We start from the raw sequence: 21,506 nt of genomic DNA on the forward strand, positions 1-21,506 counted from the left end.
GCGGAGTGGTGAAGTACCGGTTTCGTGAGCCGGCACGACGAGTTCATGAGAAGGGCTCGCCATCGCGGACTCCAACCGGTAACGTGGCATTGTGAGCTTGCGCGGAAGCAGATTTGTAGTCGTGGGCGGCGACGTTCCAAGGACCTTCCGTCATGCGGACTTGGCGCTGAAGCAACTGGCACGTACCGTCAGCGGCGGGCTAATTGTCATAAATAGCAGCAGTGGGGTCGCGTCTCGCTCTTCTGATCACGACGCGGGACGTGCTGAATTCGATTGGGTTCGCCTCGAGCTAGGCCTGACCGATGAAAAAGTTGACCAGTTGTACATTCCAATTCCAGGATTGCAGACGGATCACGGGGAGCCTGGGCTGGGCATGGTCCGCTTCACGAAGAGTGCGAACCTCATCGGTATGCACCTCACAGCTGACTCAGTGGATTCCATTTCTGTTTGGCCAGCTGAGCTCGTTCCAGTGTCAGAAACATCCATATTTTCTATCGCTTTGCGAATCGGCCGCGATTCAGTCGACTTCTCCGCAGTCCACTCGGCACTCGTCGAGGAACTCGAGCAGATCGTGGAGATGCAAGCCGCTCTTGAGCAGCAGTCGCTGTACAGAGAACTGTCAGGGCAGGTTGCTGAAAGCAGCGACGAACGATTGGATATCACGCTTCTGCGTGTGATCGCAACGCGCAATCGCTATTCGCAGTTGCTGTCACTTCTGTACGCTTATCGGCCGATCTCTCCTCGGATAGAGTCCGCGATACGCCAAACGCTTGCCGACCTCGACGCCCTAATCGGTAGCCAGTCTGCATTCCTTCTTTCGCGCTTGCACCGCGCCGCAGCATTATCGGGGGCGAAGGAGGCAGAGTTGGCTTCGAAGGCGCAAGCGGCCGAAACGCGATTAGCGCGTGTCGTTTCTGCCCTCGTTCTGCCTACGTTGTGGTTGTCCTTTCTAGGAACGAATGTACTGCCCACGAATCTGCTCGGTGTCGCCATACCTGGCGAGATAGCGACTGGCTTTGCGCTAGGAGGGACGTTGCTTTCTGGAGTCGCGGGGTGGTTCGCGGTTGGATGGGTTTTCCGAGGAATCAAGGTGAGATGAATTGATAAGCTTCCAAGAGTTCAGTGAGACACTTCCCTCTGGTCGAGGTCTTCCAGATATCGTGGACGAATCGGAGGCACCGGGTGCAATATCCCCCCGCGGGAAGAAACGTCAAGCATTTATTGCTCCCGATTTCGACTATTCAGACGACAACCCGCCGCTCCGAGGTGGCAGGGTAATCCTGATTTCCGCGCCCGCGGCGGTGGGCAAGAGTTGGCTTGCAGCCGAGCTCAGTGCTCGAACATTCAACCCGCTTTGGGACTTGAGTAGGTTCAGCGTCGGGTCCAACTTCTTCACCGGAACTATCACGGACGTCTACGGAGCCTCAGGTTTCAGCACCTTCACTGACCGCCTTCGGGCGGGTGAAGCCTGCCTGATTCTCGATGCTGCTGACGAGGCTCTCGTGCGTGTTGGGTCGAACAGCTTCCAGGTGGGACTTGAGAATCTTGCCAAGCTTCTCGGCTCGAATCCGCAGATGGAGGCGACGACAGGGGCAGTGATCCTCGGTCGCCCTGAAACGATCGCTGAGTCGAAGAAAATACTCTCTGAAGCTGGACTTTCCGTTATTGAGCTGAGGGTCAAGTTCTTCAGTGAAGACCAAGCTCGCGCGTTCGTACGAACGAAAGTGAGTAGCACTAAGTTCAAGGTCGTGTCTGAGCTAGATCCGTTCTTGACGGAATTCTTCGACAATGTGAAGAGTGCCCTTCAAACAAGTTCGTGGGACCAAAGTGATGACTTTTTGGGGTACTCCCCAGTTCTTGATGCACTGGCCACATTCTATAACGATGCGCCCAACCCGATGCGCCTGATGAGCGATCTTCATAAGGAGCAGTCCTTTGGGCATGTGTGGACGCTTCTCATCAAGATAATCAACGAGATTCTTGATCGGGAGACGGACAAATTCGCCGATGCTTTTGGTGATGGCGATGAAGGGAAGATAGCGTACGGCCGAGAAGTCTATGACCGACGTGCGCAGCTCGAGTACCTGCTAACCGACGAACCCGAGACCTTCTTGCCAGAACTTCCCGACACCGAGAACGACGACTGGCTCAACGATCTCGAAGAGCAACTGCGTCGGTGGTTCGTTGAGCACCCGCTCCGGAAGCATAAGCCTCTATCATCCGGTGCGAACCCGCTCGATGGCTTCGCGAATGCTGCTTTCAGGGATTTCGCAATCGCGTCGATGCTCGGTTGGGGCGATAGCGATGCCGTCACTCGAGTCAACGACTACTGGCGTTCTCCGACGGTCAATCCCTCGCTCATGCTCTCGCGATTTATCTTCACCATGTATGGAGTCGAGGATCTCCTGCCGCTCGCGGCGCTCGGCCTCGTAGCGGATTCTCACGCTTCGGCGGTGAATCTCGACGCGGAAGCGATCCTTCGCATCTCGGAAGAGTGGGAAGGTGACGAGAACGAAGGCTCTGTTATCCGAGCGTCACTTGACCGAACTGGTCGTATGCATTCGGCTTCTGCTTGGCTTGTGTTCGTGGGTGAGGATGGCGAAGGCGACCTCGAGTTCCATCGAAGTCTAGCGCGCGTTGTTGTTGATTCGCCAGAACGTCGAATTGTTTTAGGAGCAGGAGCCTTAGACTTTGTGCTCGGTCCGGACGCGCTAATTAGTTGTGCCGCGTTCGTTTCGGAGGCAGTAGAGGTGCGGCTTGCCTATTCCCCTTCGACCGTGGTCCGTGTCCGTGCTTCGAGAATACAGGGAGCGACTCAGCGCTTGATCGTCAAAGCGCAGTCTCTGATTGAACTCGAGACTTCCAATGCGGGACATCCATGGTCTCCTCATGTCGTCCGGGGAAACCCGATTTCGGAAGTGACTGGACGTGATCTCACGGGCGCGGGTATCGAGGTGCGGCGTCTGGTGTCTTGGTTTGCGCGTGCGTCAATGGTTGCAGGTTCCCTATCCTATCCTGCTGCTGCTTTTGACGTCATTCTGAAGAAGCGTCGCGTATCGGCTGAAGTCTTCCGTTTCTTCGAAGAGACAGGAGTCCTCGGGCGGCGCGGAGAGTCGTACACGCTCACTTTCTCGTTCCCGACGACAGCTATTCTTCAGGTCGACCTGGATAGTCCTTCCTATCGTCGCCTGCTCGAGGAGTACGTAGTATGGCGGCGCTCTAATCGCGCAGAGGTTGCCGGCTAGTGTCAGGTCGATATAGGGAGCACTGGCAGACGGCAGATCAGGGGTGTCCCGACAATGCGTTGACGTTATGTCTCTCCAGCTAGGTGGATCCGGCTAGTAGCGGGTTTGCGAGCGGCCTTCCGTTCGTGGGCGGACGGGCACGCGTGTGGGGCGTGGGAGGGCTCAGGGTTGCGAGTACAACGTGCTTTTCGTCCGTTCATTGACTGAGGCACGCTTCCCTCGAACACCACGAAGCGCCGCCGAGCAGGTGCTCGACGGCGCTTCGCGTTCGTACTGGCGGAACCTAGGCCGCGAGGGCCAGCTCGCCCGCGCGGACGGACTGCGCCTGCAGCAGGGTGCGGCTGGCCTCGCCCGCCCAGGAGCGGCCCGGCACGGTCCAGCCGGCCTCGCCGACGGCGTCGAGGCGCGTGCCCCGCGTGACGAAGACGGACAGGTCGTCGGCCGCGATGCGGACGAGGTACTCGCGCTGCGAGCGGTCGTCGCGCACGGGGAATTCGGCGATGCGGTCGGGGGTGATCGTCGGGGCCGCGAGTGCGGTCCCGAACACGGTGATGCGTTCGTTGCTGGTCATGGTGCTGTACTTCCTGGTCGTTCGGCGCCAGGGCGACTCGGTGTCGGCGGACGTCTCAGTCCGGCGCGACGCATCGAGTGCGGGGCGCACACGTCGAGCTTCGACGTGCAGCTCGTCCGTTCGGATCGAGCGGTGTCTCGAGTGGAATGCGACTCGGGTGAGTCGGTGTCGAGAGGGTGGTGTGCGCGAGTCAGATGGGTTCGCTGCAGTGCACCAAAGACACACTATACGTGCCCGCTGTCGAGAAGTCCAGGGAACCGGGTGACGGCTTCAGGATGCGAGGAACGCGTCCCACCGGGCGCCACCGGCAGTCACGTTCCCGGAGCCGTCGAGTCGAGCGGCCGCGGACCCCGGCTTCCGCCCGGCCTGCTGGTGGATGAGCCGGTCGAACGAGGCGGAGAACCCGTCGCGCGGCAGGGCGGCGGTGACCGCGCGCAGGTCGGCCGCCTGCCAGCGGGAGAACCCGGCGCCTGAGACGTCGAGGGACGTGGCGACCTCGAGCAGGTGCCCCTCGGGGTCGACGGCCGGGTCGACCGAGGTCCACATGTGCCGCTCGATGACCTCGCCCACCCGGCGCGCGCGGACCGGGTCCCACCCTGCACCGATCGCGAAGACGGCTCCGACCGCGCCGCCGGCGTCCTCGAAGGGGACCTGGTGGGCGTCGAACGCGGGCGTGACGCCGAGATCGTGGAGCATCGCCGCGACGAAGAGCAGCTCGGGGTCGGGTTCGAGGTCGATCGTCGGTGCGAGCAGGACGGCCCACGCCCAGGACCGCAGGCAGTGGTGCACCAGGGGCGGTGACGACCAGGTGCGCAGGACCTCGAGTGCCCGCGCGGCGACGGGGGAGGGCGGGGTGAGGAGGGCGTCGACGTCGAGCGACATGGGATGACAGTACCGACCCCGTGCAGGCGCGACCACGACCTGACTGGAGGCGCGGCACCAGCTGGTGTCGCGCCTCCAGTCCGCCAGGCGGCTCAGTTCAGGGTCGGGGTGTCCTCCGGCACGACGCCGTCGGCGTACAGATCGGTCGCCAGGTCGCGGAGCGCGCGCAGCGCGACGCGCTGCGTGAGGGGACCGTACGAGATGCGGGCGACGCCGAGCGCCTCGTACTCGGCGGCAGGCAGCGCACCCGGCAGGCCGATGACGGACAGCTTGCCCCGGCCGAGCCCGTCGACGAGGCGCTCGACGACGGACCGCTCGATCGCGCCGGGCACGAAGACGAGCGCTGCGCCGTTGTCCAGGAACGCCTTGCCGCGGGCGATGGCGTCCTCGATGCTCTCGTCGATCGGACGGTCGCCGCCGCGGGCGATCGCGTCGGTGCGGGCGTTCAGTTGGAAGTCGACGCCCTCGGCCCGGGCGGCGGCGGTGATCGCGGCGACCCGGGCGACGGCCTCGTCGAAGGGGCGCAGGCGATCCTCGACGTTCGCGCCGACGATGCCGGCACCGATCGCGCGGCGGATGGTCTCGGCCGGGTCCTCGTACCCGTCGTCCAGGTCGGCGGTGACGGGCAGGTCGGTCGCGGCGGCGACGATCGCGGCTCCGGACAGGGCGAGGTCGAGGGGCATGCCGCCGTCCTCGTACCCGTACGACGCGGCGATCGAGTGGCCGGCGGTCGCGATCGCCTTCGTCTCGGGCAGGTCGCTGACGACCTTGGCGCTGATCGCGTCCCACACGTTGACGACGCGCAGGATCTCGGGGGCTTCGTGCAGCTGCTTGAGGGTGGTCGCCTTGTCGGCGGTGTTCGTGCTCATGCGGCCGACAGTAGGCCGACGGGGCGGCCCCCGGCCGCGACGCGTGTCGAAGACGACGCAGGATGACGTCGGGAGTCGCGCCGGGCCTCCTGGCGGATGCATGCTGGGACGCATGGCGAGCGACGAGCAGGATCCGGTCGGCACGCTCCGCGGGGTCCGGACGAGCATCAAGTGGACGCGGTACGCGCCCGACGTGCTGCCCCTGTTCGTCGCCGAGATGGACCACGACGTCGCGCCGGCGATCCGGCAGGCGCTGATCGAACGGGTCGCGCAGTCGGACCTCGGCTACCTGGACGGCCCCGGCCCGCTCGCTCCGGCGTTCGCGCAGTTCGCCCTCGACCGCTGGGGGTGGCAGGTCGACCCGTCGCGGATCCACCTGGCCACCGACGTCAGTGTGGGGATCGTCGAGTCGCTGCGGCTCGCGTTGCCGGACAGCGGTCGTGTGGCGATCACGCCGCCGGTGTACCCGCCGTTCTTCGAGCTCGTCGAGGAAGCCCGATGTCAGGTGGAGGAGGTCCCGCTGCTCGAGCAGTGGGGACGGTACCGACTCGACCTCGAGGGACTCGAGCGGGCCTTCGCCGGCGGGGTCGGGGTCTTCCTGCTCTGCAACCCGCACAACCCCGTCGGCCTCGTGCACGACCGGGCCGAACTCGTGGCGCTGGCCGAACTCGCGGCGAGGTACGACGTCCTGGTCATCAGCGACGAGATCCACGCGCCGCTCACGCACCCCGGTGTGCAGTTCACCCCCTTCGCGATGGTCGCCGAGCCGCTCGGGGCACGGAGCGTGTGCGTGACGAGTGCGAGCAAGGGGTGGAACCTGGCCGGGGTGAAGTGCTCGGTCATCGTTGCCGGGGATGCCCGGACCGCCGCACTCCTCGACACCCTGTGGGAGGAGGTCGCCTGCCGCACGAGCATCCTCGGGCTGCACGCGAACCTGGCGGCCTTCACGCTGGCGACGGACTGGCTCGACGACGTGGTCGCTCGGATCGTGGCGAACGACCGGCTGCTCGCGAAGCTGCTCGCCGAACACCTGCCCGGCGTCGTCTACACGCGGCCACGCGCCGGGTACCTGGCGTGGCTGGACTTCCGGGGGATCGGGCTCGGGGACGACCCGGCCGTGCCACTGCGTGAGAACGCCTACGTGGCGCTCAACTCCGGGCTCGGGTTCGGGGCCCAGGGACGTGGTTTCGTGCGGCTCAACCTGGCGTGCTCGCCGGAGACCCTGCGCGAGGCCGTGTTCCGGATCGCCTCGGCGTACCCGTCGAGTGCGCAGGAGGGGCTGGTCTGGCGCGTCGCGTGAGCGCGGCCGTCGAGCGAGCAGAAGACGCCGGGTCGCTGGCTCGGACCCGTCGTCTTCTGCTCACTCGGGCAGGGGGCTGCCGTCAGCGCAGGTCGAGCGTCATGTGCACGTCGGCGCGCACGTAAGGACTCGGGACGAGCTCGTCCTCGCGCAGGTGCCGGAACCCGAACGCCTCGTACAGGTGCACGGCGCTCGTGAGCTGCGCGTTGCTCTCCAGGTCTATCCGGTGCGCACCGAGCGCTCGTGCCCGGTCCAGTGCCGCGGTGATGAGCTTCCGCCCGGTGCCGTGTCCCTGGTGGTCGGGGGAGACCGCCATCTTCACGAGCTCGAACACGCCGGGCATCGTCGGCACGACGCCGATGCACCCGATTACCTGGTCGTCGAGCCGGGCGACCAGGACGGCGCCGCCGCGGTCCACGACGCGGCCGACCGGGTCGCCGAGGAACACGCGGTCCTCGTCCTCGAGGGTGAAGTACCGGGTGATCCACGCCTCGTTGAGGGTGCGGAAGGCCTCGGCGTCCGCGGGGGAGGCGAGGTCGGCGATGGTGACGGTCGTGGTCGTGGTCGTGGTCGCTTCGGGCATGGCTCCATCCTCGGAGCAGGATGAGGTCACGTCCAATACTCGTTCGGGTGGATCGATAGGCTGCGTGCATGGATCGGGACCCGGACGTCGACCTGCGCCAGCTCCGAGCGTTCCTCACCGTCGCCGACGAACTGCACTTCGGTCGGGCGGCCGAGCGGCTCCGGATCGCGCAACCGGCGCTGTCGCAGCAGATCAAGCGCACCGAGCGGGCACTCGGTGTCGACCTGTTCGTCCGGACCAGCCGCAGCGTCGCTCTGACGGCCGCCGGTCGGGTGCTGCAGGGGCGGGCGCGGTCGCTGCTGGGTCAGGTGCGGCGCGACCTCGACGAGACCGTCCGCGTCGGGCGCGGTGAGGTCGGCCGGCTCGACGTGGGATTCGTGGTCTCCGCCCTGCCCCTCGGCCCGATCGAGCGTGTCCAGGCGTTCCGCGATCGGTACCCGTTGGTCCGGGTGGAGCTGACCGAGGGCTACTCGTCGACGCTGCTCGCCCGGATCGTCCGCGGCGAGCTCGACCTGGCCGTCGTGCGCGACCCCGACCCGGACCCCGCCGTCCGGTTGCTGCCGTTCCGCTCCGAGGCGTTCGTCGCCGCCGTCCCGCGCGGTCACCGGTTCGCCGGACGGCCGAGCATCCGCGGTACCGAGCTGGTCGACGAGCCCTTCGTGTTCTTCCCGGCGGTCGCGGGGGCGCTCGCGACGGAGCGGAACCTCGCTCCGGTCACGGCGGGTGGTCGTCGTCCGGTGATCGTGCAGGAGGCCACGACCTGGGCGACGGTGCTGCACCTGGTCGGCGTCGGCCTGGGGGTCACGGTCGTGCCGGTGAGCGCGGCGTTGGCAGCACCGGACACCGTCGCGCTCCTGCCGCTCGAGGGCAGCGACCACCGCAGCGAGCTGTCGTGGGCGATGCGGGCGGACGACGACCGCGCCATCCTGCAGAACTTCGTGGCGGCGGACTGACCGACGGCGGACTGACCGCCGCTCAGCCCAGCGCCAGCACCGGCGCCCGGTGGTCACCGAGCTCGTCGACGTGCCACGGCCGAGCCCCGCGCAGCGTCAACCCGAGCTGCACGAGCACGAACCCCACGTGGGGTTCGACGTCCGGGTCCCACGGCCCCTCGACACCCAGGCCGAACGCCCCGAGTTCGTCGTCGGCTTCGTCCCGCAGCGTGAGTCGCCACCGGCCGTCGCCGAGTTCCTCGACCACGGCCCAGCGGGCGGTGCCGAAGCGGCTCACGCCGTCTTCATGATGTCCGCGGTGAAGTTCTGCACGCGCTGCAGCAGAGCAGCGCCACGCATGGCGATGGTCGCGGGCGGGTTGAGGTGCGGCGGCGCGGTGCGGATGAGCATCGGGCACCCGAGGTCCTCGCAGATGTACGACCCGATGGTGTTGCCGTTGCGTCCGGACTCGCCAGCGCGGGCGGCCGAGAACAGGCGGACCTGTGTGGCGGGCTGCGGGGAGTGGCAGAACGAGCACATCGCGGCGATCCCCGGGCGCAGGGAGCCCCCGGCGGAGCGGACGACGATGCCCACGGGGCGTTCGTCGATCCAGGACACGATGTAGCCCCGGCGGGCGGCCTGCGGGTCGCGCCAACCCAGGAACTCGCGGTCGTCCCAGAGCGTCTCGTGCAGGCCGGGGATCGGCAGCTGCTCGAGTTCGTCGGGCGTCGCGTTCACGAACGACGATCGGATGTCGGCTTCGGTCAGTGGCTTCACGGTGCCTGACACCCTATGCCTCGCCACCGACAGCTGGGTCGTCAGGACAGCCGGGAGGCGCGGATCGCCCCGAGCGCGCTGCTCCCGTCCGCCACCAGGACGGCCCGGCGCAGGGCGTCGCGCCCGACGCGGCGCGCGGCCGCGTCGTCGGCCGCGAACTCCACGAGCACGCGCGTCGAGCGTGCCATCGCCCGCGCCCCGGGCACCCACGGGACCGCACGCTCGATCGATTCGGCGACCGCGACCGCAGCCGCGTGGTGCTGGGTCAGGTGGGCGCGTTCGTGGGCGACCACGGCCTCCAGTTCGTCGGTGCGCAACCGGTCCGCCAGGCCGGTGCTCACGAGGACGCCGCCGCTGCGACCGGGCACGGCGCACGCCAGGGCGTGGTCCGCCTCGACCACGGCGACCGGCGTGCCGTCGATCTCGCGGTGCGGCGCGACGCCGTTGCGCATGGCCTGTCGGACGGCCTCGTGCTCCGGACCGGGACGCACCCGGACGGCGACGACGAACGCGACGACCGCGAGCACCGCGACGCCGACGTTGAAGCCGTGCGTGGGGGAGCCGTCGCCGCCGAAGACCTCGGTGACCGGCCGGTCCGCCAGCACGACGAGCGCGATGCCCACGACGAAGCCCACGACGCCGAGCAGGACGGCGACCGACCAGCACACCAGCGCGGTCCGGGGCAGGTCGATCGTCCAGGCGGACCGGGTCAGGACCCGGGGCGCGAACACCACCACCGCGAGTGCGAGGGCGATGAGCGCGATGCCGGCGACGACCACGGGCGGGCTCCGGTCAGGAACGGCCGCGGGCGTCGAGCGCGCGGCGCAGGGCCTCGAGGTCGTCCGAGGCGAGCGAGCCGGTGAACTGCAACAGTGCGGCCTCACGGTCGGCCGAGGCGGCCAACGCGCTCGACATGAGCGAGGCCGTCTGCTCGTCGCGGCTGTGCACCGCACGGAACGTCAGCGGGGCGTCGTCGTGCTGCTCCCGTTCGACCTGGCCCTTGCGGCGCAGACGGTCGAGCACGGTGAGCACGGTCGTGACCGCGGGGCGGGGTTCGGGGAACGCGTCGAGCACCTGCCGCGCGGTGCGCCCACCGTCGGCGGACCGCAGCGCGTCGAGCACCGCCTGCTCGAGCTGTCCCCTGGGACGCGATCGTTGTCCGGCCATCCCCGCATTCTACGAGATGTCGAACGCCAGCGGCCGACACACGCCCGTAACGCGGCCTCGCTATGCTCGTGCGCGGACAACTGAACACCGGCCGCTCATCCGTCGCGGGAGACGCCGTGCATCGTGCCCCCGGGTACGTCGTGCCCTCGGGTACACCGTGCCCCCGGCACGCGCACGGCACCGAAGGAGCAATCCCCCCGTCAATCTCTCAGGTCCCACACCGCAGCGGACAGGCCACTCTGAAAAGCAGACGCTCGGTCGTCTCGCCCACGGTGAAAGCCGCCGGACCTCACGGGCCGCGGTGAAACTCTCAGGCCCATGACAGAGGGGGAGTTCCACCCGGCGATGGTCGCCGGGCCCTGCCGACGCCAGGAGAACTCCGCCATGAGTCCGTCCCCACTGCGGTCCTCACCGCTCGAAGCCGTGCACGAGGCCGCCGGCGCGACCTTCACCGACTTCGCCGGGTACCGCATGCCCGTGCGCTACTCGTCCGACCTCGCCGAGCACCACGCGGTCCGTCAGGCCGCCGGTGTTTTCGACCTGTCGCACATGGCCGAGGTCGGGGTGACCGGCCCCGACGCCGTCGCCTTCCTCGACCACGCGCTCGCTGGGTCCTTCGGTGCCATGACCGTCGGCCGGGCCAAGTACTCCCTGCTGCTCGCCGAGGACGGCGGGATCCTCGACGACCTCGTCGTCTACCGCACCGACCAGGACGTCTTCCTGGTGGTCGCCAACGCCTCGAACCGTGACGTCGCGGTCGACGCCCTGACCGCACGGTCCGCCGGGTTCGACGTCGAGGTCTCCGACGACTCCGACACCACGGCGCTCGTCGCGATCCAGGGCCCCGCCGCCGCCGGCACCCTCGACGCCCTCGTCGTCGCCGACCGTCTGCAGCCCGAGAGCCCCCTCGACGAGCTCCGCTACTACCGCGTGCTGCACGCCCTGTTCGACGGGGCTGACGTGCTGATCGCCCGGACCGGCTACACCGGCGAGGACGGCTTCGAGCTCTACTGCCACCCCGACACCGCGCCGGCCCTCTGGGACGCCCTGCTCGAGACCGGTGCCGACCGCGGCGTCGTGCCGGCCGGACTCGCGGCCCGCGACACCCTGCGGCTCGAGGCCGGCATGCCCCTGTACGGACACGAGCTCGACACCGACGTGCGTCCGGCCCAGGCCGGCCTCGGCCGGGTCGTCGCGGCCGAGGGCGACTTCGTCGGTGCAGCCGGCGTCTCGCCGGCCGAGGGCGCCCGCGTGCTCGTCGGCCTCGTCACCGAGGGCCGTCGCGCGCCGCGTGCCGGCTACGACGTCGTGCACGAGGGAGAGGTCGTCGGGACCGTGACCTCGGGCGCGCTCTCCCCGACGCTCGGGCACCCCGTGGCCATGGCCTTCGTCGACCCGCCGGTCGCCGAAGCGGGGCAGCTCCTCCACATCGACGTCCGCGGAACGGCCATCCCCAGCACGGTCACCGCGTTCCCCTTCTACCGCCGCACTCCGAAAGGCTGAGCTCGTGACCGACCAGACCGCACTCCAGTACACCGCCGACCACGAGTGGCTCCTCGTCGAGGGCGACACCGTCACCGTCGGCATCACCGACCACGCGGCCGAACAACTCGGTGACGTCGTCTACGTCGAGCTCCCGGCCGTCGGCACGGCCACCACCGCCGGCACGCAGATCGGCGAGATCGAGTCGACCAAGAGCGTCGGCGAGCTGTTCGCCCCGATCGAGGGCGAGGTCGTCGCGATCAACGACGCCGTCGTCGACGCCCCCGACACCGTCAACCAGGACCCGTTCGGCGCCGGTTGGCTCGTGAAGATCAAGGTCGAGGGCACCTCGTTCCCCGAGGACCTGATGGACCACGACGCGTACCGGGCGTCCATCGCATGACCGCGTCCGAGAACCTGCAGACGTCGTTCGCCGACCGCCACATCGGCACCACCCCGGCCGACCAGCAGACGATGCTCGACGCGGTGGGGCAGCCGTCGCTCGACGCGCTCGTCCGTGCCGCGATCCCGGAGTCGATCCACGTCGGCCCCGTCTCCGACTCGGTGATCCCCGCCGCCGTCGGCGAGACCGAGGCACTCGCCGAGCTCCGCGCGAAGGCCGGCCGCAACACGGTCCGTCGCGCCATGATCGGCCTCGGGTACCACGGCACCCACACCCCCGCGGTGATCCAGCGCAACGTGCTCGAGAACCCGAGCTGGTACACGGCGTACACGCCCTACCAGCCGGAGATCTCGCAGGGTCGGCTCGAGGCGCTCATCAACTTCCAGACGATGGTGTCCGACCTGACCGGTATGGCCACCGCCGGCGCCTCGATGCTCGACGAGGGCACCGCCGTGGTCGAGGGCATGCTCCTCGCCCGCCGCGCGTCCAAGGTCAAGGGTGACGCGTTCCTGGTCGACACCGACCTGCTGCCGCAGACCCGGGCGCTGCTCGACCACCGTGCCGACGCCGTGGGCATCGAGCTCCGGACGTTCGACGCCGTCGGGGGGCCGAGCGACGAGCAGCTCGACGGTGCCTTCGGCGTCATCGTGCAGTACCCCGGGGCCTCGGGGCGCGTCGTCGACCCGTCCTCCGTGATCGAGCGGGTGCACGCCGGCGGTGGCATCGCCGTCGTCGCGGCCGACCTGCTCGCGATGACGCTCCTCGCCAGCCCGGGCGACCTCGGGGCCGACGTCGCCGTCGGCACGAGCCAGCGCTTCGGTGTCCCGCTCGGCTTCGGCGGCCCGCACGCCGGGTACCTGGCCGTCCGCGCCGGACTCGAGCGCCAGCTGCCCGGCCGCCTGGTCGGGGTGTCCTTCGACGCCGACGGGCAGATGGCCTACCGCCTCAGCCTGCAGACCCGCGAGCAGCACATCCGCCGCGAGAAGGCGACGAGCAACATCTGCACCGCGCAGGTCCTGCTCGCCGTCATGGCCTCGATGTACGCGGTCTACCACGGGCCCGAGGGGCTGCGCTTCATCGCGCACCGCGTCGCCCGCACGACGTCGGCGCTCGCCGCGGTCGCCCGTGACGCCGGCGTGCAGGTCGTGCACGACGCCTTCTTCGACACGCTGACCATGCGTGCCGACGGCCGCGCCGAGGCCATCGTCGCCGACGCCCAGCGTGCCGGCTACCTGCTGCACGTGGTGGACGCCGACACGTTCCAGGTGTCCGTCGACGAGACGACCACGCCCGACGACGTCGCGGCGCTCGCCGGTGTGTTCGGGGCGTCGGACGTGACCGTCCCGGCGACCGAGTCCGCCGTGCGTGACGCGGCCACGGGCCTCCCGGCCGGGCTGCAGCGCGAGAGCGACTACCTGACGCACCCCGTGTTCAGCGCGCACCGCAGCGAGACCCGCATGATGCGGTACCTCAAGCACCTGTCCGACAAGGACTACGCGCTCGACCGCGGGATGATCCCGCTCGGCAGCTGCACGATGAAGCTCAACGCGGCGACCGAGATGGCCGCCGTGACATGGCCGGAGTTCGCGAACATCCACCCGTTCGCACCGCGCGAGGACGTCGAGGGGTACCTCGACATGATCGGCGACCTCGAGTCGTGGCTCGCCGAGGTCACCGGGTACGACACCGTGTCGCTGCAGCCGAACGCCGGCAGCCAGGGTGAGCTCGCCGGCCTCCTCGCCATCCGCGGCTACCACCTGGCGAACGGCGACACCGACCGCACCGTCTGCCTCATCCCGTCGAGCGCCCACGGCACGAACGCCGCGTCGGCCGTGCTCGCCGGCATGAAGGTCGTCGTCGTCGCCTGTGACGAGGACGGCAACGTCGACCTGCAGGACCTCCGCGCGAAGACCGTGCAGCACGGTGCGCAGCTCGCAGCCCTGATGATCACGTACCCGTCCACCCACGGCGTGTACGAGCACGACATCCGCGAGGTCTGCGACGCCGTGCACGACGCCGGCGGCCAGGTCTACGTCGACGGGGCGAACCTCAACGCGTTGCTCGGGCACGCACGGTTCGGCGACTTCGGCGGCGACGTCTCGCACCTCAACCTGCACAAGACGTTCTGCATCCCGCACGGCGGTGGCGGCCCCGGTGTCGGCCCCGTCGCGGCGAAGGCGCACCTCGCGCCCTTCCTGCCGGGCCACCCGTTCGCCCAGCAGGCCGACCGGCGCACGGGAGCGACCGCCGCCGACGCCGACGGCCGCCTGGCACACGCCGGCGGTCCGGTCAGCGCGGCGCCCTACGGCAGCCCGAGCATCCTGCCGATCACGTGGACCTACGTCCGGATGATGGGGCTCGACGGGCTCACCCGCGCGACCGAGGCAGCCGTCCTCGGGGCGAACTACATCGCGGCACGCCTGCGCGACGCGTTCCCGGTGCTCTACACGGGCGAGGACGGATTCGTGGCGCACGAGTGCATCCTCGACCTCCGACCGCTGCGCGACACCACGGGCATCACCGTGGACGACGTCGCGAAGCGCCTGGTCGACTACGGGTTCCACGCCCCGACGATGTCGTTCCCCGTCGCCGGCACGCTCATGGTCGAACCGACCGAGAGCGAGGACCTGACCGAGCTCGACCGCTTCGTCGACGCCATGCTCGCGATCCGGGCCGAGGCCGCAGCGGTCGAGCGTGGGGAGTGGCCCGCGGACGACAACCCGCTCGTGCACGCGCCGCACACGGCCTCGTCGGTGATCTCGGGCGAGTGGGCGCACGCCTACACCCGCGAGCAGGCCGTCTACCCGCTGCCGGGGATCAGCGGCCGCAAGTACTGGCCGCCGGTGCGCCGCATCGACCAGGCCTACGGCGACCGCAACCTGGTGTGCGCCTGCCCGCCGATCGAGGCGTTCGCCTGACGCTCCCGCGGTGCCCTCGGGCTCCGCGCGACGTGCCCCGTCCGGTCCGCCGGGCGGGGCACGCCTGCGTCCGGGGAGCCCGACGAGGACGACGCGAGTCAGGCTGCGCGACTTGCACAGAAGTGTGTCGGAGTGCAACGCCTTTCATGCGGCTGCAACAAACAGGCAGGTGTTGCGCACCCGCGCGCGAATCTTGCATCTTCTCGCAACGATCGTGCAAGTTGGTTACCGGCTTGTAACCGTTCGCCCCAGGGTTTGGATGGCGCTGTTCACCTTGCCTACAGTGCAGATGTCAAACGCGCAGGGCGACACCGCTGTGCCCTGTGCGTCCCATGCACCAGGAGGAACCTTGATCAAGAAGCGCGCCGGGCTCGCAGCCCTCGCCGTGCTCGGGGCCACAGCACTCGCCCTGACCGCCTGCTCCAGCAACAACAGTGGGGGTGGCTCCGGTTCGTCCAACGCGTCCGGCATCGTCACCACGAACGGCAGCGAGCCGCAGAACCCGCTGATCCCGTCGAACACCACCGAGACCGGTGGCGGCAAGATCATCGACTCGCTCTTCGAAGGGCTCGTCTCGTACGACGCCGACGGCAAGCCCGTCAACGAGGTCGCGAAGAGCATCGAGACCGACGACTCGAAGACGTTCGACATCACGCTCAACACGAACTACACCTTCACCGACGGCGAGAAGGTCACCGCCGAGTCCTTCACGAAGGCGTGGGACTGGGCTGCGCAGAAGTCGAACGCGCAGGGCGCGTCGTACTTCTTCGAGAACATCGAGGGCTACAACGCCGAGAAGGACTCGAAGCTGACCGGCCTCAAGGTCGTCGACGACGACGAGTTCACCGTGACGCTGAAGTCGGCGCAGTCCGACTTCCCGCTGTCGCTCGGCTACTCGGCCTTCGTGCCGCTGCCCTCGTCGTTCTACGACGACACCAAGGCGTTCGGCGAGAACCCGATCGGCAACGGCCCGTACAAGCTCGACGGTGCGGACGCCTGGACCCACAACCAGTCCATCAAGCTCGTCACCAACGAGGACTACGTCGGCAAGCGCAAGCCGAAGAACGGTGGTCTGACGATCACGTTCTACGCCTCGCAGGACACCGCGTACTCCGACGCCCAGGGCGGCAACCTCGACGTCCTCGACGCCGTGCCGGACGCAGCCTTCGCGACGTACAAGTCCGACTTCCCGGACTCGAACGTCAACCAGCCGGCCGCGATCTTCCAGGCCATCTACCTGCCCTACTACCTCGACCACTGGAAGGGTGAAGAGGGCAAGCTCCGTCGCGAGGCGGTCTCGATGGCGATCAACCGCGAGCAGATCACCGACAAGATCTTCGACGGCACCCGCACCCCGGCCAAGGACTTCACCTCCCCGGTGATCGACGGCTGGAGTGACGACCTCGACGGCGCCGACGTGCTCGAGTACAACGAGTCCGAGGCCAAGAAGCTCTGGGCCGAGGCCGACGAGATCTCGAAGTACGACGACACCCTCACCATCACGTACAACGCCGATGGTGGCCACGAGGCCTGGGTGACCGCGGTCACGAACTCGATCTCGAACACGCTCGGCATCAAGGCCGAGGGCAACGCGATCCCCACGTTCCAGGAAGCCCTGGACCTGCAGACGAACGACAAGCTCACGGGCGGCAGCCGCACCGGTTGGCAGGCCGACTACCCGTCGCTGTACAACTTCCTCGGCCCGACCATGGGTGAGGGCTCGTCGAACAACTACTCGCGCTACGACTCCAAGGAGTACAACGACCTCCTCGCCGAGGGCCGTTCGGCTGCGACCGTCGAAGAGGGCAACAAGATCTTCGACCAGGCCCAGGAGCTGCTGTTCGAGGACCTGCCCGAGATCCCGCTCTGGTACTCCAACGTGACCGGCGTCTGGAACGCGGACAACGTGTCGAACGTCGAGTTCGGCTGGAACTCGGTGCCGCTGTACTACGACATCGAGGTCAAGAACTGACCCTGGTCTCGTAGAGACCACTCCGCGGGCAGGTATCCTGCTCCGCGACCACCGGACGGGGGTTCGGGGACCACTTCGGTCCCCGAACCCCCGTACCGCGGCGGCAACACCCTCCCCACACCGCGGGCGCCCTCCCGCACCGGACATCCGTGCCGACCCTCGGACCGTCCACCCCTCACCACAATGAACCTGATCGACATCGCTCCGGACCGGGCAGTGATCTGATGCTCTGGTACCTCGGCAAGCGCCTCCTGCAACTCATCCCCGTGTTCTTCGGGGCCACGTTCCTCATCTACTTCATGGTCTTCTCGCTGCCCGGCGACCCGATCGCCGCGCTCTTCGGCGACCGGCAGCCCTCGCCGCAGGTCATCGAGACGCTCCGGCAGCAGTACAACCTCGACAAGCCGTTCCTCGTGCAGTACCTGCTGTGGATCGGCGGCGTGTTCCGCGGCGACCTCGGCCTGACCTACTCGGGTCAGCCGGTCAGCTCGCAGCTCGCCCAGGCCTTCCCGATCACCGCACGTCTGGCTCTTCTGGCGCTCGTGTTCGAGGCCGTCGCCGGCATCGTCGTCGGCGTCATCGCGGGTCTGCGCAAGGGCAAGCTGTTCGACGCCACCGCGCTCGTCGTCTCGCTGCTGCTCATCTCGGTGCCGACCTTCGTGGTCGGGTTCGTCCTGCAGTACGTGTTCGGCATCCAGCTCGGGTTGTTCCGCGTGACCGTCTCGGGTGAGGCGCCCTGGAGCGAACTCGTCCTGCCGGCGATCGTGCTCGCATCGGTGTCCTTCGCCTACATCGTGCGGCTCACCCGCGCGAGCGTCGCCGAGAACATGAACGCCGACTTCGTGCGGACCGCCACCGCGAAGGGCCTGCCGCGCCGTCGCGTCGTCGGGGTGCACATCTTCCGCAACTCGCTCATCCCCGTGGTGACCTACCTGGGTGTCGACATCGGCAACCTGATGGTCGGTGCCGTCGTCACCGAGGGCATCTTCAACATCAACGGCGTCGGCGGCACGGTCTTCCGTGCCGTCAAGCTCGGCGAAGGCCCCACGGTCGTGTCGTTCGTCGCCGTGATGGTCATCATCTTCATGCTCGCCAACCTCCTGGTCGACCTGCTCTACGCCGTCCTGGACCCGAGGATCCGCTATGCCAAGTAACCCCGCATCCCGTTCGGCGACGCACTACGTCGCGCCGATCGAGGAGACGCCGCTCCAGGCGGTCGACCAGGTCAACATGGACGAGAAGACCCGTTCCCTGTGGACCGACGCGTGGGAGTCCATGCGGAGTCGTCCGACGTTCTGGGTCTCCTCGGTCCTCATCCTGCTGATCGTCGTCGTCGCGATCTTCCCCGGGCTCTTCACGCACGTCGACCCGCGGGCCTCGAACCTCGACTTCAGCGACGAGGGCCCGCGCGCCGGGCACCCCCTCGGCTACACCCGCCAGGGCTACGACGTCTACGCACGCGTGATCTGGGGCGCCCAGAACTCGCTCATCGTGGGCCTCGTGGCGACGGTCCTGGTGTCGATCGTCGGCATCGTGATCGGTGCGCTGGCCGGCTTCTACGGCGGCTGGCTCGACACCATCGTGTCCCGCATCGCGGACATCTTCTTCTCGATCCCGACCATCCTCGGCGCGATCGTGATCATGTCGGTGATCCCCGCCCGGAACGCGATCACCGTCGCGCTCGTGCTCGCCGCGTTCGCGTGGCCGCAGATCGCCCGCATCATGCGCGGTGCGGTCCTCAGCGCCAAGCAGTCCGACTACGTGATGGCGTCCGCCGCCCTGGGCGTCAGCCGCTTCACGACGCTGGTCCGCCACGTCATCCCGAACGCGCTGGCGCCGGTCATCGTCGTCGCCACCGTGTCGCTCGGCACGTTCATCGTCGCCGAGGCGACGCTGTCGTTCCTCGGGATCGGGCTGCCGCCGTCGGCGCTCAGCTGGGGCCTCGACATCGGCACCGCGCAGACGTCGATCCGGACCAACCCGTCGACGATCTTCTGGCCGTCGGCCGCGCTGTCCATCACCGTGCTCGCGTTCCTGCTCCTCGGTGACGTGGTGCGCGACGCGCTCGACCCGAAGGCGAGGGCCCGCCGATGAGCGAGACGCTGACCAACCCCACCAGCCGCCGCGCCGGATCCGAGGGCGCCCCGCTGCTCGAGATCACGGACCTGCAGGTCGGCTTCAAGACCCAGAGCGGCTTTGTACAGGCCGTCCGCGGCGTGAACATGACCCTGGAGCAGGGCGAGCGCCTGGCCATCGTCGGCGAGTCCGGTTCGGGCAAGTCGACGAGCGCCCAGGCGATCATCAAGCTCCTGCCCGGCGCCGGACAGGTGACCGGCGGGTCGATCAAGTTCAACGGGCGCGAGCTCGTCGGGCTGAACGACAAGGAGATGTCGGAGATCCGCGGGAAGGAGATCGGCTACGTCCCCCAGGACCCGATGTCGAACCTCAACCCGCTGTGGTCGGTCGGCTTCCAGGTCGAGGAGGCCATCCGGGCGAACGGCATGGCCACCGGCAAGAAGGCCGTCCGTGACCGTGCCGTCGAGGTCCTGCAGGAAGCCGGCCTCGGCGACGCCTCCAGCCGGCTCAAGCAGTACCCGCACGAGTTCTCCGGCGGCATGCGGCAGCGCGTGCTCATCGGCATCGGTCTGTCGAGCCGCCCGCAGCTGCTCATCGCGGACGAGCCGACGAGTGCGCTCGACGTGACCGTCCAGCGCGTCATCCTCGACCACCTCGAGACCCTGACCCGCGACTTCGGCACCTCGGTGCTGTTCATCACGCACGACCTCGGGCTCGCCGCCGAGCGCGCCGAGAAGCTCGTCGTGATGTACAAGGGCCAGGTCGTCGAGGCCGGTCCCTCGAAGGAGATCCTGGCGAACCCGCAGCACCCCTACACGCAGCGCCTCGTCGCGGCGGCGCCGTCGCTGGCCAGCCGTCGCATCCAGTCGAAGGTGCAGCACGAGCGGGTCGACATCGCGGACGCCGGCAACGACGACGCCGAGCTGATCGCCCGTGCCCAGGAGCGCGAGCACCGCCCGGCCGAGGACCTCATCGTGGTGAAGAACCTCGAGAAGGTCTACAAGCTGCGCGGCAAGAACCTCGCCACGCGCGAGCTGAAGGCCGTCGACGACGTGTCGTTCTCGATCCAGAAGGGCACCACCACGGCGCTCGTCGGCGAGTCCGGTTCGGGCAAGTCGACCGTCGCGAAGCTGGTCCTGCAGCTCGAGAGCATCACGAGCGGCTCCGTGCAGTTCGACGGCATCGACATCGGCGCGCTGAAGGGCAAGGACCTCTTCGACTTCCGCCGCCGCGTGCAGCCGGTGTTCCAGGACCCGTACGGCTCCCTGGACCCGATGTACAACGTCGGGAACACGATCGCCGAGCCGCTCGCCACGCACAAGGTGGGCGACAAGGCTTCCCGTCGCGCCCGGGTGCTCGAGCTGCTCGACCAGGTCGCGCTGCCGAAGTCGATGGTGAACCGGTACCCGAACGAGCTGTCCGGCGGGCAGCGGCAGCGCATCGCCGTCGCCCGCGCGCTCGCGCTCAAGCCGGAGGTCATCGTCCTCGACGAGGCCGTCTCCGCGCTCGACGTGCTCGTGCAGGGGCAGATCCTCGACCTGCTCACCGAGCTGCAGACCGAGCTCGGCCTGACGTACCTGTTCATCACGCACGACCTCGCGGTGGTCCGCCTCGTCGCGGACAACGTGTGCGTCATGCGTCGTGGGCAGATCGTCGAGAAGGCGACGACCGACGAGGTCTTCGCCGACCCGAAGGAGCAGTACACGAAGGACCTCCTGGCCGCCATCCCCGGCGCCGGGTTCGAGTTCGGACGCTGATCCACCTGGACACGAACGAGGCCGGTCGTCCCGTCGTCCTCCGCGCTGGTCGCGGGGGTGCGGTGGCGGCCGGCCTCGTCGCCGTCCTGGGCGTCTTCCTGCTCGGCGACGCGGCCGTCCGCGGCAGCTGGGACGTCGTGCTCCGCGCCGTCGGCCCGGTCGCGGTGCTGGTCTGGGCGCTCTGGGTCCTCACGTACCGCCCGTGCATCCGGCTCGACGACCATGCGGTGACCGTCGTCAACCCGCTCCGTCGCACCGTCGTGCCCTGGCACGCCGTCGCCGACGTCCGGTTGCGCTGGCAGATCGTGGTCGAGACCGTCGGTGGCCGGACCGTGCAGTGCTGGGGCGGCCCGTCGCTGCCCCGGCCGAAGCCGGCCCGACGCGGTGAGCGGGCCGTGCTGCGGCAGCCCGACGAGATGGTCGTGCTGCTCGACCGGTGGTCCGAGCGCCGCGACGACGCGACCGGCGGCGACGTCGTCCGCGGCTGGGACCGACCGGCGGTGCTGGTCGGCGCCGGCGCGCTGGCGCTCCTCGCCGTCTCGCTGCTCAGCCTGTGGCTGGGAGCCTGACGC

Annotated in this window: 20 protein-coding genes and 2 riboswitches; of the genes, 12 read left to right on the forward strand and 8 right to left on the reverse strand. The window is 68.5% G+C overall.

The genetic code is table 11. From position 1 onward, the window contains the following. Positions 1-160: 160 nt before the first annotated feature. Together LEL83_RS01060 and LEL83_RS01065 are read left to right on the forward strand one after the other, a co-directional pair. Complete coding sequence (locus LEL83_RS01060) at positions 161-1,099, forward strand: hypothetical protein (RefSeq protein ID WP_225557417.1); 939 nt, start codon at positions 161-163, stop codon at positions 1,097-1,099. 61 nt (positions 1,100-1,160) lie between these two features. Beyond that, a complete protein-coding gene (locus LEL83_RS01065; protein WP_225557419.1) occupies positions 1,161-3,245 on the forward strand; it encodes a hypothetical protein in 2,085 nt (694 codons plus the stop codon). A gap of 283 nt (positions 3,246-3,528) precedes the next feature. Here the strand turns inward: LEL83_RS01065 and LEL83_RS01070 are convergent, their stop codons facing one another. The 3 genes from LEL83_RS01070 to LEL83_RS01080 all read right to left on the reverse strand — a co-directional run bounded on the left by LEL83_RS01070 (position 3,529) and on the right by LEL83_RS01080 (position 5,567). After that, positions 3,529-3,816 carry a hypothetical protein gene (locus LEL83_RS01070; protein WP_198657886.1) on the reverse strand — a complete coding sequence of 96 codons (288 nt, stop codon included), beginning with the start codon at positions 3,814-3,816 and terminating at the stop codon, positions 3,529-3,531. Positions 3,817-4,086: 270 nt separating this feature from the next. Continuing rightward, positions 4,087-4,698 carry an HD domain-containing protein gene (locus LEL83_RS01075; protein WP_225557421.1) on the reverse strand — a complete coding sequence of 204 codons (612 nt, stop codon included), beginning with the start codon at positions 4,696-4,698 and terminating at the stop codon, positions 4,087-4,089. A 92-nt stretch (positions 4,699-4,790) separates the two neighbouring features. Then, on the reverse strand, positions 4,791-5,567 hold the full coding sequence (locus LEL83_RS01080; protein WP_225557423.1) for an isocitrate lyase/PEP mutase family protein: 777 nt from the start codon (positions 5,565-5,567) through the stop codon (positions 4,791-4,793). 112 nt (positions 5,568-5,679) lie between these two features. On the opposite strand from LEL83_RS01080, the gene LEL83_RS01085 reads away from it, so the two are divergent. Continuing rightward, positions 5,680-6,867 carry a MalY/PatB family protein gene (locus LEL83_RS01085; RefSeq protein ID WP_225557424.1) on the forward strand — a complete coding sequence of 396 codons (1,188 nt, stop codon included), beginning with the start codon at positions 5,680-5,682 and terminating at the stop codon, positions 6,865-6,867. Between the two features lie 82 nt (positions 6,868-6,949). Here the strand turns inward: LEL83_RS01085 and LEL83_RS01090 are convergent, their stop codons facing one another. Then, positions 6,950-7,450 carry a GNAT family N-acetyltransferase gene (locus tag LEL83_RS01090; RefSeq protein WP_225557426.1) on the reverse strand — a complete coding sequence of 167 codons (501 nt, stop codon included), beginning with the start codon at positions 7,448-7,450 and terminating at the stop codon, positions 6,950-6,952. Between the two features lie 68 nt (positions 7,451-7,518). Here LEL83_RS01090 and LEL83_RS01095 point away from each other — a divergent pair, with 68 nt between their 5' ends. After that, the gene (locus LEL83_RS01095; RefSeq protein ID WP_225557427.1) at positions 7,519-8,403 is read left to right on the forward strand and encodes a LysR substrate-binding domain-containing protein; all 885 of its coding nucleotides are present in this window, start codon (positions 7,519-7,521) and stop codon (positions 8,401-8,403) included. 22 nt (positions 8,404-8,425) lie between these two features. Here LEL83_RS01095 and LEL83_RS01100 read toward each other — a convergent pair whose 3' ends face one another. Genes LEL83_RS01100 through LEL83_RS01115 form a run of 4 tightly spaced genes read right to left on the reverse strand, consistent with a single transcriptional unit; the run spans position 8,426 to position 10,326 of the window. Beyond that, the gene (locus tag LEL83_RS01100) at positions 8,426-8,680 is read right to left on the reverse strand and encodes a hypothetical protein (protein WP_111084959.1); all 255 of its coding nucleotides are present in this window, start codon (positions 8,678-8,680) and stop codon (positions 8,426-8,428) included. Then, the gene (locus LEL83_RS01105) at positions 8,677-9,159 is read right to left on the reverse strand and encodes an FBP domain-containing protein (protein WP_198657892.1); all 483 of its coding nucleotides are present in this window, start codon (positions 9,157-9,159) and stop codon (positions 8,677-8,679) included. The genes LEL83_RS01100 and LEL83_RS01105 overlap by 4 nt, the downstream gene beginning before the upstream one ends. 41 nt (positions 9,160-9,200) lie before the next feature. Further along, the gene (locus tag LEL83_RS16105; RefSeq protein WP_225557428.1) at positions 9,201-9,938 is read right to left on the reverse strand and encodes a M48 family metalloprotease; all 738 of its coding nucleotides are present in this window, start codon (positions 9,936-9,938) and stop codon (positions 9,201-9,203) included. A gap of 13 nt (positions 9,939-9,951) precedes the next feature. Further along, positions 9,952-10,326, reverse strand: a complete 375-nt coding sequence (locus LEL83_RS01115; protein ID WP_225557429.1) for a BlaI/MecI/CopY family transcriptional regulator — start codon at positions 10,324-10,326, stop codon at positions 9,952-9,954. Positions 10,327-10,421: 95 nt separating this feature from the next. Further along, positions 10,422-10,559: riboswitch (glycine riboswitch) on the forward strand. After that, positions 10,560-10,661, forward strand: a riboswitch (glycine riboswitch). Between the two features lie 49 nt (positions 10,662-10,710). Here LEL83_RS01115 and gcvT point away from each other — a divergent pair. The 8 genes from gcvT to LEL83_RS01155 all read left to right on the forward strand — a co-directional run bounded on the left by gcvT (position 10,711) and on the right by LEL83_RS01155 (position 21,503). Next, positions 10,711-11,829, forward strand: coding sequence for a glycine cleavage system aminomethyltransferase GcvT (gene gcvT, locus LEL83_RS01120; RefSeq protein WP_225557503.1), 1,119 nt, complete (start codon positions 10,711-10,713; stop codon positions 11,827-11,829). Positions 11,830-11,833: 4 nt separating this feature from the next. Beyond that, positions 11,834-12,211, forward strand: coding sequence for a glycine cleavage system protein GcvH (gene gcvH / locus LEL83_RS01125; protein WP_198657895.1), 378 nt, complete (start codon positions 11,834-11,836; stop codon positions 12,209-12,211). Further along, a complete protein-coding gene (gene gcvP / locus LEL83_RS01130) occupies positions 12,208-15,129 on the forward strand; it encodes an aminomethyl-transferring glycine dehydrogenase (protein WP_225557430.1) in 2,922 nt (973 codons plus the stop codon). Before gcvH ends, gcvP begins: the two co-directional genes overlap by 4 nt. 349 nt (positions 15,130-15,478) lie before the next feature. Then, on the forward strand, positions 15,479-17,101 hold the full coding sequence (locus tag LEL83_RS01135; protein ID WP_225557431.1) for a peptide ABC transporter substrate-binding protein: 1,623 nt from the start codon (positions 15,479-15,481) through the stop codon (positions 17,099-17,101). Between the two features lie 224 nt (positions 17,102-17,325). Further along, the gene (locus LEL83_RS01140; RefSeq protein WP_198657898.1) at positions 17,326-18,255 is read left to right on the forward strand and encodes an ABC transporter permease; all 930 of its coding nucleotides are present in this window, start codon (positions 17,326-17,328) and stop codon (positions 18,253-18,255) included. Continuing rightward, positions 18,245-19,195, forward strand: coding sequence for an ABC transporter permease (locus LEL83_RS01145; protein WP_225557432.1), 951 nt, complete (start codon positions 18,245-18,247; stop codon positions 19,193-19,195). Before LEL83_RS01140 ends, LEL83_RS01145 begins: the two co-directional genes overlap by 11 nt. Beyond that, the gene (locus tag LEL83_RS01150; protein ID WP_225557433.1) at positions 19,192-20,934 is read left to right on the forward strand and encodes a dipeptide ABC transporter ATP-binding protein; all 1,743 of its coding nucleotides are present in this window, start codon (positions 19,192-19,194) and stop codon (positions 20,932-20,934) included. The genes LEL83_RS01145 and LEL83_RS01150 overlap by 4 nt, the downstream gene beginning before the upstream one ends. A gap of 62 nt (positions 20,935-20,996) precedes the next feature. After that, positions 20,997-21,503 carry a PH domain-containing protein gene (locus LEL83_RS01155; RefSeq protein WP_225557434.1) on the forward strand — a complete coding sequence of 169 codons (507 nt, stop codon included), beginning with the start codon at positions 20,997-20,999 and terminating at the stop codon, positions 21,501-21,503. Positions 21,504-21,506 lie beyond the last annotated feature (3 nt).

The organism is Curtobacterium oceanosedimentum, from assembly GCF_020297365.1.
Taxonomy (GTDB): domain Bacteria; phylum Actinomycetota; class Actinomycetes; order Actinomycetales; family Microbacteriaceae; genus Curtobacterium.